Origin of the sequence: Kribbella sp. (assembly GCF_035655035.1) — a bacterium.
In the GTDB taxonomy this organism is placed as follows: Bacteria; Actinomycetota; Actinomycetes; order Propionibacteriales; family Kribbellaceae; genus Kribbella.
In genome coordinates, this window is sequence record NZ_DASRVN010000165.1 from 1 (window position 1) to 13283 (window position 13283).

Consider the following 13283-nt stretch of genomic DNA (forward strand, 5'->3'; position numbering starts at 1 on the left):
CGGTATGAGATCTCGTGCACCGCACCCCCGACGCGATAGCTCTTCGTCTGTGGCTGCGAAGGAAGGTTGCGCCACCCGCTGGGAACTTGCACGGGAGTACGCCGCCCCGCCGCGTCCGCCAGCGCAGCAGCCAACGCCGACACGCGCACGACCGCGTCATCCGTCCCCGGCCCCACCCCGTACCCCTCGAAGAAGGCGGTGTTGGTGTCGCCTGCAAGAAACGCCGGATGCCGGAGGATCCAGGCAAGCAGGTCCCGGTTCGTGCCGACCCCGTGGATCGTCGCCCGCTGCAGTACGCCGGCCAACCGGCGCGCGACCGCGGTCCGGTCGGGCCCGTACGCGATCACCTTCGCCAGCATCGCGTCGTAGTACGGCGAGACCTCCGACCCGTCCTCCACCCCGGAGTCGACACGTACGTCCGACGAGACCTCGAAGCGGTGAATCACACCTGTCTGGGGTTGCCAGTCGTGCAGCGGGTCCTCGGCGTACAACCGCACCTCGATCGCGTGACCGACCGTCGGCGGCGGCTCGGGTGGGAGAGCCTCACCGGAGGCGACCGCGAACTGCAACGCCACCAGATCAAGCCCGGTCGTCTCCTCGGTCACCGGGTGCTCCACCTGGAGACGCGTGTTCATCTCGAGGAAGTAGAAGTTGCCGTCCTCATCCGCGAGGAACTCGACCGTCCCAGCGCCCACGTACCCGATCGCGGCCGCCGCCTTCCGGGCCGCGTCGAACAGCTTCGCCCGCATCCCCGGCACACGGTCGACCAGCGGCGACGGGGCCTCCTCGACGACCTTCTGATGCCGGCGCTGGATCGAGCACTCGCGTTCCCCGACCGCCCAGATCGTCCCGTGCCGATCGGCCATCACCTGTACTTCGACATGCCGCCCGCTGGCCAGGTACCGCTCGCAGAACACCGTCCCGTCGCCGAACGCCGACAACGCCTCCGCCGATGCCGCCTCGATCTCACCGGCGAGGTCTTCCAGCCGGGTAACCACCCGCATCCCGCGCCCGCCGCCCCCGGCCGACGCCTTCACCAGCACGGGCAGGTCGTCCGCCGCCACCTCCGCCGGCGTCAGCTCGGCCAGCACCGGCACCCCGGCCGCCGCCATCAGCTTCTTCGCCTCGATCTTCGACCCCATCGACGAGATCGCATCCACCGGCGGCCCGATCCAGGTCAGCCCCGCGTCGATCACCGCCTGCGCGAACGCCGCGTTCTCCGACAGGAACCCGTACCCCGGATGCACCGCATCCGCCCCCGCCCGCAGCGCCGCCGCCACGATCAGGTCCGCGCGCAGATACGTCTCCCCCGGCGCGTTCCCCGGCAGGTGTACGCCGGCGTCCGCCTCGTCGACGTACGGCATCCGCGCGTCGGCCGTCGAGTACACCGCAACCGTGGACACGCCGAGCGTGCGGGCGGTCCGGAACACCCGCCGGGCGATCTCGCCCCGATTGGCCACCAGTACAGCGGAGATCATCGGCATCACATCCTGAAGACGCCGAAGGACGACGTGCCTTCGACCGGGGCGGAGTGGATCGCGGACAGGCAGATGCCGAGGACGGTGCGGGTGTCGCGGGGGTCGATCACGCCGTCGTCGTACAGCCGGCCGGACAGGAACATCGGCAGCGACTCCGCCTCGATCTGGCCCTCGACGTACGCGCGCATCTGCTGGTCGCCGTCCTCGTCGTACGGCATGCCCTTCGCCTGCGCGGCCGCCCGGGCGACGATCGACAGTACGCCGGCCAACTGCTGCGGGCCCATCACCGCGGACTTCGCCGACGGCCACGCGAACAGGAACCGCGGGTCGAACGCGCGCCCGCACATCCCGTAGTGGCCGGCGCCGTACGACGCGCCCATCAGGATCGAGATGTGCGGGACCTTCGAGTTCGAGACCGCGTTGATCATCTGCGCGCCGTGCTTGATGATCCCGCCCTGCTCGTACTCCTGCCCGACCATGTACCCGGTCGTGTTGTGCAGGAAGACCAGCGGGGTGTTCGCGCGGTTCGCGAGCTGGATGAACTGCGCGGCCTTCTGCGACTCCTCGCTGAACAGCACGCCGCGCGCGTTCGCGAGGATCCCGACCGGGTATCCGTGCACCGACGCCCACCCGGTCGCCAGCGACGACCCGTACAGCGGCTTGAACTCGTCGAACGCCGATCCGTCCACGACGCGAGCGATCACGTCCCGCGGGTCGAACGGGATCTTCAGATCACCGGGGACGATGTCGAGCAGTTCGTCGGCGTCGAAGAGCGGTTCGTCGTACGACGGGGCCGGCGCCGGACCCGCCTTGCGCCAGTTCAACCGGGACACGATCTGCCGCCCGAGCCGGATCGCGTCCTGCTCGTCGACGGCGAAGTAGTCGGCCAGCCCGGACTGCCGGGCGTGCATCGACGCGCCGCCGAGCGACTCGTCATCGGCGTCCTCGCCGGTCGCCATCTTCACCAGCGGCGGCCCGGCCAGGAACACCTTCGCGCCGCCGTCGACCATCACCACGTGGTCGCTCATCCCCGGGATGTACGCGCCGCCCGCGGTCGAGTTGCCGAACACCAGCGCGATCGTCGGGATGCCCTCCGCGGACAGGCGGGTCAGGTTCCGGAACATCGCGCCGCCCGGGATGAAGATCTCCTTCTGGGTCGGCAGGTCCGCGCCACCGGACTCGACCAGGCTGATCACCGGCAATCTGTTCGCCCTCGCGATCTCGTCCGATCTCAACGCCTTGCGAAGAGTCCACGGGTTGCTCGCGCCGCCCTTGACGGTCGGGTCGTTCGCGGTGATCAGGCACTCGACGCCTTCAACCACACCGATCCCGGTCACCAGGCTGGCGCCGACGGTGAAGTCCGATCCCCAGCCGGCCAGCGGCGAGAGCTCCAGAAAGTACGAGTCCGGATCAAGCAGCAACTCGATCCGCTCCCGAGCCAGGAGTTTCCCCCGCTTGTGATGCCGCTCGACGTACTTCGGCCCACCACCTGCCAGCGCCTTCGCATGCTCCACGTCCAACGCAGCAAGCTTCTCCAGCATCATCTCGCGGTTGTTCATGCGGTGTATCCCAGTCTTTTGGCGGCAAGTCCGGTCAGGATTTCGGTGGTGCCGCCGCCGATGGCGAGGATTTTCTGGTCGCGGTACTGCCGCTCCACCTCGGCCTCGCGCATGTACCCGAGGCCGCCGTGCAACTGCAGGGCCTGATCACACACCCACTGCCCCGCCTCCACCGCGGTGTTCTTCGCGAAACACGTCTCGGCGATCACGTCCGCACCCGCATCGGCCCGGCGCGCCACGTCATGCACGTAAACCCGAGCCACGGAAATCCGCCGCGCCATCTCGGTCAACGTGTGCTGCACCGACTGCCGCGAGATCAACGGCCGACCGAACGTCTCGCGATCCCGGCACCACGCAACGGTCAGATCCAGCGCCCGTTGAGCCCCCGCATACGCCTGCACAGCCAACGTCAACCGCTCAGCCACGAAGTTGACCGCCAACTGCACAAAGCCAGATCCCTGGGCCCCCACCAGATTCCCGGTCGGCACCCGAACGTCCGTGAACGAAAGCTCAGCCGTGTCCGAGCACAACCACCCCATCTTCTCCAGCTTCCGCGACACCTCGAACCCAGCCGCCCCGCGCTCGATCACGAGCAAACTGATCCCATGCGGTCCAGGGCCATCAGTGCGCACTGCCGTGGTGACAAAGTCCGCCCGGCAACCCGACGTGATGAACGTCTTGGAACCGTTCACCACGAACACATCACCCTCGCGGCGAGCCGTCGTACGGAGAGAAGCCACGTCCGACCCACCACCAGGCTCCGTGATCGCCAGCGCCCCGATCAGCTCACCGTCCAACGTGGGCCGAACCCACCGCTCGATCTGCTGCTCGTTGCCCGCAGCGACGATATGAGGCAACGCGATGCCGCAGGTCAACAGCGAGGCAACGAGCCCGCCGGAGCCGCCCGCGTAATGCATCTCCTCAACCACCGCGATCGCGTCGAGCAACGATCCGCCACCACCGCCCACCGCCTCGGGGAAGCCGACCCCGAGCAGCCCGAGAGCGCCTGCCTTCTTGTGCAGCTCGCGTGGGAGTTCGCCGTCCCGCTCCCACTGGTCCAGCCGCGGCAGCACCTCGGCGCGCATGAACCGCCGTACAGACTCTCGCAGTGCCTTCTCTTCGGCATTCACAGCAACACCTCCGGTACGTCGACGTACCGCGACCGCAACCACTCCGCGACCGCCTTCGCCTGCGGGTCGAACCGTGCCTGCGCCGCCACGCCCTCGCCGAGCAGTCCCTCGACGACGAAGTTCACCGCCCACAGATTCGGCAGCAGGTACCGGGTCACGGTCAGCGGCCGGGTCTCCGGCAGCAGCTCCTGGAACAGCTCCACCGTCAGCGTGTGCGCGAGCCACCGCCACGCCTTCTCGTCGCGGACCCAGACCCCGACGTTCGCGTCGCCGCCCTTGTCGCCGGAGCGTGCCCCCGCGATCCGGCCGAGCGGGACCTCACGGGTCCGGGGCGGTCCGCTCGACAGCTGGAGCAACGGCATCGGCTCCTCGATGTCGTCCACTGGCGCGAGCGGTTGCGTCTCGGCCGCCGGCGCGACGACCTTGCGCGTCCCGTCCGGCAGTACGGCGACGTGCTCGACCTCATGGATGTCGACGTACCCGGCCCGGAACACGCCGTACGGCGAACCCTCGCCGGGCGGCGCCGTGACGTGAAACCCGGGGTAGCTCGCCAGCGCGAGCTCCACCGCCGCGCTGCTGAACGCGCGACCGACGAGCTTCGGATCCGGGTCCTTCACCGCGCAGCGGAGGTGGACGCTGGCCTCCTCCTCGGTCTCGGCGTTCGGCTTCTCGGTCCAGGCGAGCGACCACTTCAGCTCGGCCGGGCGCTTCGGCAGCGCGTCCTCCAGCTGCAGCTGGACCAGCTCCGCCTTCTGCTCCAGCTGCAGCCCGGTGAGTACGAAGGCGACCTCGTTCCGGAAGCCGCCGACGCTGTTCAGCGAGACCTTGTACGTCGGCGGCGGCGCCTCGCCGCGGACGCCGGAGATCCGCACCCGATCGGGACCGTCGGCGGTGAGCTCGATCGTGTCGAGCCGGGTGGTGACGTCCGGACCGGCGTACCGGGCGCCGGTGATCTCGTACAGCAGCTGCGCCTTGACCGTGTCGACCGTGACCGCGCCGCCGGTGCCGTCGTGCTTGGTGATCACGCTGCTGCCGTCCGCGTGGATCTCCGCGATCGGGAACCCGGGCCGCCCGAAGTCGCGGATCTCGGTGAAGAACGCGTAGTTCCCGCCGGTCGCCTGGCACCCGCACTCGATCACATGCCCGGCCGCGACCGCGCCGGCGAGTTCGTCGTACTGCGTCCGCCCCCATCCGTGGTGCGCCGCCGCCGGCCCGACGATCACCGAGGCATCGGTCACCCGCCCGGTCACCACCACGTCGGCGCCCGCCTGAAGCGCCTCCGCGATACCCCAAGCGCCCAAGTAGGCGTTGGCCGTCATCGGCGCACCGAATCCCAGCTCTTCGGCCCTGGGCAGGAGATCATCGCCCTCGACGTACGCGACCTTCGGCTGCAAACCGAGCTTGTCCGCCAGTTCGTGGATCGCCGCGGCGAGTCCGGCGGGGTTCAACCCACCCGCATTGCTGACGATTTTCACGCCGCGGTCGAGCGCCTCCCCGAGCCCGCTCTCGAGCTGCCGCAGGAACGTCTTCGCGTACCCCAGCCCTGGATCCTTCAGCCGATCCCGCCCGAGGATCAGCATCGTCAGCTCAGCCAGGTAATCCCCCGTGAGCACGTCCAACGGCCCACCGGTGAGCATCTCCTGCACCGCACTGAACCGATCCCCGTAAAACCCGGACGCATTCCCAATGCGAAGGGGAGTGGTCGGGGTGCTCATCCGAACTGCCCCGGTTCGCGGCCCTTTCCGGGCAACCCCGCGAAGGCCTGGATGATGCCGAGCCACTCCTCGGCGTCCGCGCCTTCGGCCTGGACCGCCAGGTCGGCCCGGTGCCGCCGCTGTGTAGCCAATAGACAGAAGTCGAGCGCCGGCCCCACCACCCGCTGGCGGGCGTCCTCAGGACCGAAGACCCACGGACCACCGTCAGGCCCGGTCAGCTCAACGCGAAACGGCTCCGTCGGCGGTGTGCGATCGTGCAGCAGATAAGCGAAGTCCCTCGTGCGCACGGCAAGATGCGCCACGTGCCGCAACCGGTTGCTCGGCTGCCGCTGTACGCCGAGCGCGTCGAACACGTCCTGCCCGTGCGCCCAGGTCTCCATCAGCCGCGCGGTCGCCATCGAGGTGGGACTCATCGGCGGCCCGTACCAGAGCACCTTCGCCCCGTCCGGCACCTGCCGCAACGCATCCGTCACCTCGGCACGCGTCTCCCGCCAGTACGTCAGCAGCTGATCGGGCGGCAACGCGGCAGCCTCCGCGGCCCCGTCGTCGACGTACGTCCCCGGACTGGCCGCCGCGACCTGCAGCGAGGCCTTGAACCCTTCCGGATCGACAGCCGCCAACCGCGCTGCCTCGTCCGTCCAGGCCAGATGCCCGATCTGATGCGCGATCGTCCACCCCGCGGCCGGCGTCGCGGTAGACCACTCGTCCGCCGCCAACCCGCCGACCAATCGATCCAATTCAGCACTCTCGACCGCGAGATCGACCAGCACCTGATCAAGAACCACGCCGCACTCCCTCGCCGGGAACCGATGCAGCCGAGCCTCCCACTCCCGGCAAAAAGAATCAAGCGTGCTTGTTTTCTGGATCGGGGTTTCGCGGGTGGTCTGTTCAACGGTCGTCTAAAGGGTTTCGGACTGGTCCAGCCGGTGCTACTCAGGTGCAATGCATGGTTCGCTGCCGGGGAAGGCCGCCGAGATCCGGGCGCTGTTGCTGAGTCTGATCGACACGCTGCCGGAAGGCGCCGCGCTGCCTCCCGAGCGCGAGCTGGCCGCGCGCTGGAACGTCGCCCGGATGACGCTGCGGCGTGCCGTCGACGAGCTCGTGCTCGAGGAGCTGCTGGTCCGGCGGCACGGCAGTGGTACGTACACGACCCGGCCGAAGGTGGCGCGCTGGCTCGGGATGATCGGGTTCTCCGAGGACATCCGGCGGCGCGGGATGCGGCCGGGCAGCACGATGCTGGAGTTCCGGCACCAGAAGGCGGAACGGGCCGCGGCACGCCGGTTGCGGATCCCGGTCGGCGATCCGATCATCGCGTTCACCCGGCTGCGGCTGGCCGACGACCACCCGATGCTGGTCGAGCACACCACGCTGCCGGCGGCGTACGTTCCCGGTCTGCGGGCCGAGGACCTGAACGGCTCGCTCTACGACCTGCTGACCAGCCGCTACGGCATCGACCTGGTGAGCGGGACGTCCCGCCTCGAGCCGATCATGCCCGACGCCAAGACCGCCGGCTGGCTGGACATCCCGACCAGCCAGCCGTGCATCGCTCTGCACGGCATCAGTTTCGACAACCGCGATCGCGTCTTCGAGTACACGTCGGCCGTGTACCGCGGCGACCGCTACGCCTTCACCACCGAACTCCGCACCACCACCCCAAGCCCCCGCGCCAACGCCCGCGGGCTTTAGGTCCTAGCGGAACACCCCGGTATGGCCGAGTGAGTACCGGCCGGGCTGTGGATAAACCGCCAGGCCGTGCGGGCCGTTGCCGACGCGGATCTTCGCGAGCAGCTTGCCGTCGCTCAACCGGATCGCGTAGACCACCGAGTTGTACCGGCCGGAGACCCACAGCACGAGCCCGTCCGGCGACACACCGCCCATGTCCGGGCTGCCGCCGCCGGTGATCTTGATCTTCCGCACGACCTTGCGGGTCTGGAAGTCGAGCAGCGAGACCGACCCCTCGCCGCGGTTCGTGACGATCAGGTACCGCGAGTTCCGCGTGACGTAGAGCCCGTGGGCGCCCAGACCGGTCGGGATGAACGCGCGGATCGCGACCGGCGGCTTCGCGGACAACACCCAGACGCCGTTGGTCATCATGTCCGCGACGTAGTAGAAGCGTCCGTTGGGCGACAACTTCACGTCCTGCGGCATCGGGGCATGCATCCCACGCTTGCCCGGCAACCGGATCAGCTGGACCACCTTTTCGGCGGCGGTGTCCACCACCAGCAGATGCCCGGAGAACTCGCAGGACACCAGGAAGCTCTTCCCGTCCGCCGCGAAATCGGCGTGGTTCACTCCCGCGCACGGCACCGGCACCGCCTTCTGGACCGCCATCGTGTGCGGATCGCGGAAGACCAGTTGACGGTCGTTCGATGCCATCACCACGGCGTGCTTGCCGTCCGGGGTGAAGTACAGGTTGTACGGGTCGTGGACGGCGACCGGCTTCCCCGGCAGGCCGGTCAGCGGGTTGATCGGCGTCAGGGTGTTGCCGAGGTCGTTGTTCACCCACAGCGTCTTCAGGTCCCAGGACGGTACGACGTGCTGCGGCTCGCGTCCGGTCTTGAAGGTGCGGATCACCTTGTAGGTGCGCGGATCGATCTCGGTCACCGTGTTGCTGCCACTGTTCGGTACGTAGATCCGCTCCGGGAACTTGCGTACCGCCGCGGCGAGCATCCCCGGGCGGTCGGCGGCCCAGACGTCGGTGGGTGACAACGGGGCGGGCATGCCGGGCAGCAACCCGGGCGTCGCGGCTGCGGTCACCGGTGCGGACGGCGTACCTGCCCCAGCCGACGCGGGGGCGGAGCTGGTCGGGACAGAGGTGGTCGCCGAGGTGGCGGCGCCGTTGCCGGAACAGGCGCCGGTGGCGAGCAGTACGACGACGCTCAGGGCAACGATCCGCTTCATTGCAGCAGTTCGCTCAGCGTGACCGGGGTGAGGTGCTTGGCCTTCAGGCCGGACAGGATCTGCGGCAACGCCGTGACCGTCACCGGGTGCCCGAGGTGCAGGCTGACGATCGATCCCGGGCGCACGCCGTCCAGGACGGCCTTCACCACCGTCGCGGTAGGCGGATCCTGCCAGTCGAGGCCGTCGACGTCGTAAGACACACACGCAGCGTAGCCTGACGCGGCCGCGGACGAGCGGATCAGGGGGGTGGTCTGCTGGGTCCCGGACGCGCGGAACCAGCGGCCCTGCGACTTCGCCGTACGGCGTAAGACCGTGGCGCAGTCGTGGACTTCGCGGCGGGCCTCGGCCGCGCCGAGCTTGCGCATCGACTTGTGGTGCATCGTGTGGTTGCCGAGGTCGTGCCCACCCTGCAGGACGCGGGTCGCCATCTCGGGATGCGCGACCAGCCAGGTACCAACGGCGAGCACGCTGATCTTGGCGCCGGCGTGTTCGACCAGGTCGAGGATCTTGGTACCGAGCGCGGGATCGCCGTTGCCGTGGAACGTCAGCGCCACCCGCGGGACCGTCCGCGGACCGTGCCCGATCTCGACGGCCTCGGTCGGTGCGACAGGCTTCGGCTTCGCGGTGTGGTGCGGTGCGGCTGTCGTGGGAGGTGCGGAGGACTGGGCCGGGGTCTGGGCCGGGGTGGTCGGTGGGCTCGATTGCTGGTCGTTCGAGCAGGCGGCCGCGGCCCCCGTCCCGAGTGCCAACAGAGCCGTCCGCAGGACCGTGCGACGTTCGACAGCCATAAGAGCGAACGTACGCACGCCAAGCTGAGTGGAGCCTGAGCAAGCGGACCCTGAGCAATCAGTCTGATTACGCAACGGGTCGCGACGCTCACTAGGGTGCTGCGGTGGACCTCGCGAGCCCGATCAGCACGGTGGTGCCGTCACTGGATGGTCCGGTGCTGCTCGTCCTGGCCGCGGCCGAGGAAGGTCTCTCGGGTCGCCAGATCCACAAGCTCGCCGGCGCCGGCAGCGTCGCGGGCGTCCGGCTCGTACTGCAACGCCTGGCCGCGACCGGTCTGGTCCACGGCGACGACCACGGCAGCTCGCTGCTGTACCGCCTGAACCGCAAGCACCTGCTCGCCCCGATCGTCGAGCAGCTCGCGAACCTCCGCCGTACGTTGACCACCCACCTGGTCGCCGAGATCAGCAGCTGGCACATCTCACCCGTCCACGCCAGCCTGTACGGCGCCATCGCCCGCGGCGACGGCGACCTGGAAAGCGACGTGGACCTGCTGCTGATCCGCCCCGACCACTACGACGTCGCGGACACCCTCTGGACCGCCCAGGTCAACCACCTCATGCAGTCCGTCGTCGACCTCACCGGCAACCCGGCCCACATCTTCGAGCTGAGCCAATCCGAACTGGCCAACCACCTGACCACCGCCCCCATCCTCAACGACTGGACCCACCCGAACCTCCACCTCGCCGGGCTCCCCCTGCCCGAAGCCGCACGCGTTCCAGCCACCGCCTACGCGCTAGACCACCTCTAGGTAGTCCTTGCTGGGAAGGGTGGGGAACGGGGTGTGTGGTTCGGTTTGGTACCAAAAGGAGGTTGAGGCGAGGTCGTCCTGGAGTTGGAGGAAGCGGCCGTCGCGGCGCCAGCCAAGGGCTTGGACGGTGACACGGAGGTCTTCGGTGAAGCGGATCGCGTCCTGGATGTGCCAGCGGTACAGGCCGAAGCGCTGCTGGTTGTCGAAGAACCCGCTCGGCTCGATGACCTGCGGCATCCCCAGGTACGGCGTCGTGAAGGTCGCGTACTGACCCGCCGGATGCTCGAACCCCCACGCGCCGCCGAAGTAGTCCTCGGTACCGGTGCCGCAGATCGTCGGGTACTTGTCGTCCCCGTCGAGGTAGAACTTGAACTCGCCCTCACCCCACCACCCGGTGTTGTTGCAGCCCCACGCGAGGTACGTCCCGACGTACTGCCCCTGTCCGCGGACGCCGTCGAGCACCGTGTGCACCTCGCCGTACGGGACCGGGTTCGACCGCCGGAACTGCGCGTGGAAGTACCCCATGTCCGCCGGGACCTCGGTACGGACGAAGTCGACCTGGTAGAAGAAGCCCTCGATCTCGGTCTCCAGCAGGTTCTCGATCGTGATCCGGGCGCCGCCGCGGAACGGCAGCTGCCAGTAGCTGTTGAACCCGCCCTTCGGGTTGACCGCGATCGGCACCGAGCTGACCTGGCAGTGCTGACCCCAGCCGTTGCAGAAGAAGTCGCCGAGCGGTACCTCGACCGACGGCGTCTCCTCGCCGTCCCAGTACATCCGCAGGACCAGCGAACGCCACGTCTTCGAGTCGACCGTGATCCAGATGTGCGTGATCGCGCCCGCGCCGTCGATCTCCGCGAGCGTGGTGGTCGACCCCGGTGCGAGGTTGATGCAGGGCTGGATCTTCCAGCCCGGGCCGAGGTCGCGCGCCTGCCGGGACAGCACGCCCTCGGTCGCGCGTGCACCGCCGGCCTTGGCGCCGTCCGGGTTCTCCGCGCTGATCGAGTAGGACCGCGCGGACGACAGCCGCGCCAGGTTGCCGAGATGTACGTCGAGCCCGTTGAAGTCACCCATACCGGACGACCCTAGAGCGCGGTCCGCCGCGCCACACCTCGTCCGGGGAGACCGCCCAGTCCGGTTTCGGCCCCAGTGGTCTACCCAAGGTGCTTTACCGTCCGCGATTCGTCGGTAACAGTGAACCGGTGCCTGCTTCGTCTGTCGCGCTGATCGGTCCGCCCGGCCCGGCGACCGCGTTCGCCGCCGCCGGTCTCGCGTTCGTCCGGTACGACGATCTGCCCGCGGACCTCGCCGAGTACCAGGCAGTGCTGGTGCTCGCCGGGAACTACCCGGAACCTGCGCGGATCGACACGTCGGCGCTGGCGGAGTACGTGCGCGGCGGCGGGACGGCGTACGTCGAGTTCGCCGTCGACGACGGGTTCCTGCCGGCCGGTCCGGTGCGGGACGCGCACATCGAGCGCATCTTCACCCGCGAGGGGCTGACCGGGATCGAGCCACTGAGCATCCTCGACGAGCACCTCTCCCGCGCCCAAGAAGTCACCGCACCTTCGCCGTCCACAGAACTGCTCAGCTACGGATCGGTCGCCGGCACCCACAAGGCAGTCTTCGGCCCGCCCGCCCACACCTTCCCCGCCCTCCTGGACATCCCGGTCGGCAAAGGCCGTCTCCTCTACGCCACCACTGCCCTCAGCCACCACCTGCAAGGCCGGTACAAGCCGGTACGCCGCTGGACGCGCCTGCTCCAACTGATCACCGCCGAACTCACCGACTCTCCAGCCCCACCCGACTTCGAGCTCTTCACCGAACCGCATGTCTGGGTAGCGTCAGGCGAACCCACCAAGCTGGTCGCCCGCACAACCGTCCCACCGCAATCGGACGTCGAACTGGTCGAGGTATCTCCCGGAAGGTACGAGTCCGAACCACTGCAGCTCCCGGACGGCGTCCACACCTTCACCGTCGGCGACCAGACAACGACGATCACGGTCGGCCCCCGCCCCGAGCGCTACCGCCGGATGGTCGACCGAGGCATCGCCTGGTTCGACAAGGCCGGCATGTTCTACGACGCCCCCGACGGCTCGAAGGGTGTCGCCGAAGGGTTCTCCAACGAGATCGGCTTCGACGGCAAACTCCCGTTCCGCCCGGTCCCGCGCGGCGACTGCTACGCGCAGACCGCCCACGCCTTCCGCATGTACGCCGACCTCACCGCCGACCCGCGCGGCCACACCATCGCCAAGAACCTCATGCGCCAGGCCGTCGAGGAAGAACAACTCACCGACCGCAACAACCTGTACGGCGCCTTCGAACCCCGCGGCGCTCGTACCGACCTCACCGCCACCAACAACCTGTTCGCCGACGACGGCGGCTGGATCGCGCTCTTCGCGCTGATCTCCGGCGACACCGAGGCCGGCCTCCGCGGCGTCGAGTCGTTGATCCGCACGGCGAACACCGAGCTAGGCCTGCAGGTGGACCCGTGGCGCACTCCGTCCACCCTGATGGTGAAGGGCTGGGACGAGTTCGGCCGCACCCCGATCGAGGCCGGCCTCGACCTCACCTCGCACTGGCAGAGCTCGGCGTTGTGCGCGTACCTCTACGCGTACGGCCTCACCGGCGAACCGTCGTACCTCGAGATCGCCGAACGCGGCCTCGACCACATGGCCTCCCACCACCCGCGCGCCCGGCTGGAGACCAGCCGCACCTGCGAGGCCGGCCGCTTCCTGCTCCCGCTGGCCGGCGGCTACTTCTACACCCGCAAACCCCTGTACCTGCGGACGTTGCTCGACCTTGCCGAGTACCTGAAGAGCCGCCAGGGCCCGGACGGCGGATTCGCCGAGTGGGACGGCAAGTGCCCGCCGAGCAACGAGGCGTACGGCGTCGACGAGGCGTCGATCTTCCAGGCGAACGGCGACCCGGTCACGGACCAGCTGTACGGCACCCCGTTCGCGGCCTGG

Annotated in this window: 11 protein-coding genes; 3 read left to right on the plus strand and 8 right to left on the minus strand. The window is 68.9% G+C overall.

What is annotated here, in order from left to right; genetic code table 11:
- From VFF46_RS09665 to VFF46_RS09685, 5 genes are all read right to left on the minus strand, one after another.
- A partial coding sequence (locus tag VFF46_RS09665) for an acetyl-CoA carboxylase biotin carboxylase subunit (protein ID WP_325036712.1) occupies positions 1-1478 on the minus strand: 1478 nt, incomplete at its 3' end.
- Between the two features lie 5 nt (positions 1479-1483).
- Positions 1484-3037, minus strand: a complete 1554-nt coding sequence (locus tag VFF46_RS09670) for an acyl-CoA carboxylase subunit beta (RefSeq protein WP_325036713.1) — start codon at positions 3035-3037, stop codon at positions 1484-1486.
- Positions 3034-4209, minus strand: a complete 1176-nt coding sequence (locus tag VFF46_RS09675; protein WP_325036714.1) for an acyl-CoA dehydrogenase family protein — start codon at positions 4207-4209, stop codon at positions 3034-3036. Before VFF46_RS09675 ends, VFF46_RS09670 begins: the two co-directional genes overlap by 4 nt.
- A complete protein-coding gene (locus VFF46_RS09680; RefSeq protein WP_325036715.1) occupies positions 4164-5882 on the minus strand; it encodes an acyclic terpene utilization AtuA family protein in 1719 nt (572 codons plus the stop codon). The genes VFF46_RS09675 and VFF46_RS09680 overlap by 46 nt, the downstream gene beginning before the upstream one ends.
- Entirely contained in the window at positions 5879-6667 is a 789-nt protein-coding gene (locus VFF46_RS09685; protein WP_325036716.1) for a TIGR03084 family metal-binding protein, read from the minus strand. Before VFF46_RS09685 ends, VFF46_RS09680 begins: the two co-directional genes overlap by 4 nt.
- 157 nt (positions 6668-6824) lie before the next feature.
- On the opposite strand from VFF46_RS09685, the gene VFF46_RS09690 reads away from it, so the two are divergent.
- On the plus strand, positions 6825-7568 hold the full coding sequence (locus tag VFF46_RS09690) for a GntR family transcriptional regulator (protein ID WP_325036717.1): 744 nt from the start codon (positions 6825-6827) through the stop codon (positions 7566-7568).
- Positions 7569-7571: 3 nt separating this feature from the next.
- Here the strand turns inward: VFF46_RS09690 and VFF46_RS09695 are convergent, their stop codons facing one another.
- Both VFF46_RS09695 and VFF46_RS09700 read right to left on the minus strand, forming a co-directional pair.
- Positions 7572-8783, minus strand: a complete 1212-nt coding sequence (locus VFF46_RS09695) for a beta-propeller fold lactonase family protein (protein WP_325036718.1) — start codon at positions 8781-8783, stop codon at positions 7572-7574.
- Positions 8780-9571 carry a polysaccharide deacetylase family protein gene (locus tag VFF46_RS09700; RefSeq protein WP_325036719.1) on the minus strand — a complete coding sequence of 264 codons (792 nt, stop codon included), beginning with the start codon at positions 9569-9571 and terminating at the stop codon, positions 8780-8782. The genes VFF46_RS09695 and VFF46_RS09700 overlap by 4 nt, the downstream gene beginning before the upstream one ends.
- A gap of 104 nt (positions 9572-9675) precedes the next feature.
- Between VFF46_RS09700 and VFF46_RS09705 the strand changes: the two genes are divergently transcribed.
- Positions 9676-10320, plus strand: coding sequence for a hypothetical protein (locus VFF46_RS09705; RefSeq protein WP_325036720.1), 645 nt, complete (start codon positions 9676-9678; stop codon positions 10318-10320).
- Here the strand turns inward: VFF46_RS09705 and VFF46_RS09710 are convergent.
- Positions 10306-11391 (minus strand): glycoside hydrolase family 172 protein, encoded by a 1086-nt coding sequence (locus VFF46_RS09710; protein ID WP_325036721.1) that lies wholly within the window; start codon positions 11389-11391, stop codon positions 10306-10308. The genes VFF46_RS09705 and VFF46_RS09710 overlap by 15 nt on opposite strands.
- 128 nt (positions 11392-11519) lie before the next feature.
- Between VFF46_RS09710 and VFF46_RS09715 the strand changes: the two genes are divergently transcribed.
- Positions 11520-13283: hypothetical protein (locus VFF46_RS09715; protein WP_325036722.1), on the plus strand; the 1764-nt coding region annotated here is incomplete at its 3' end.

Bases quoted from the DNA above. Each gene is read 5' to 3' on its own strand.
- VFF46_RS09710 (WP_325036721.1), bottom strand. From the start codon at position 11,391: ATGGGTGACTTCAACGGGCTCGACGTACATCTCGGCAACCTGGCGCGG.
- VFF46_RS09690 (WP_325036717.1), top strand. From the start codon at position 6,825: ATGCATGGTTCGCTGCCGGGGAAGGCCGCCGAGATCCGGGCGCTGTTG.
- VFF46_RS09680 (WP_325036715.1), bottom strand. From the start codon at position 5,882: ATGAGCACCCCGACCACTCCCCTTCGCATTGGGAATGCGTCCGGGTTT.
- VFF46_RS09670 (WP_325036713.1), bottom strand. From the start codon at position 3,037: ATGAACAACCGCGAGATGATGCTGGAGAAGCTTGCTGCGTTGGACGTG.
- VFF46_RS09700 (WP_325036719.1), bottom strand. From the start codon at position 9,571: ATGGCTGTCGAACGTCGCACGGTCCTGCGGACGGCTCTGTTGGCACTC.
- VFF46_RS09695 (WP_325036718.1), bottom strand. From the start codon at position 8,783: ATGAAGCGGATCGTTGCCCTGAGCGTCGTCGTACTGCTCGCCACCGGC.